Origin of the sequence: Solibacillus isronensis (genome assembly GCF_023715405.1) — a bacterium.
GTDB classification, from domain to species: Bacteria; Bacillota; Bacilli; order Bacillales_A; family Planococcaceae; genus Solibacillus; species Solibacillus isronensis_B.
In genome coordinates, this window is the sequence record NZ_JAMBOC010000022.1 from 1 (window position 1) to 461 (window position 461).

The window sequence follows — 461 nt, forward strand, 5'->3', positions numbered from 1 at the left end:
CTGCTATACCGACTGGCGTCAGGTGCAGGAGGATATTGAAACCGCGCAGATGATGCTCGACGATCCGGAAATGCGCGAAATGGCGCAGGAAGAGCTGCGTGACGCCAAAGAAAAAGGCGACCAGCTGGAGCAACAGCTGCAGGTTCTCCTCCTGCCGAAAGATCCTGATGACGAGCGTAACGCCTTCGTGGAAGTGCGCGCCGGGACCGGCGGCGACGAAGCAGCGCTGTTTGCCGGCGATCTATTCCGCATGTACACCCGTTACGCAGAATCGCGCCGCTGGCAGGTAGAGATCCTCAGCGCCAACGAAGGTGAGCACGGCGGCTTTAAAGAGGTGATCGCCAAGATCAGCGGTGACGGCGTCTATGGTCGGCTCAAATTTGAATCCGGCGGCCATCGCGTGCAGCGTGTGCCGGCCACCGAATCGCAGGGGCGGATCCACACCTCCGCCTGTACGGTGG

The 461-nt window shown here is 61.0% G+C and carries 1 protein-coding gene; it reads left to right on the plus strand.

Annotated elements, in window-relative coordinates:
• Positions 1 to 461, plus strand: a 461-nt coding sequence (locus M3166_RS18985) for a PCRF domain-containing protein (protein ID WP_251691797.1), incomplete at both ends; no start/stop codon positions are given.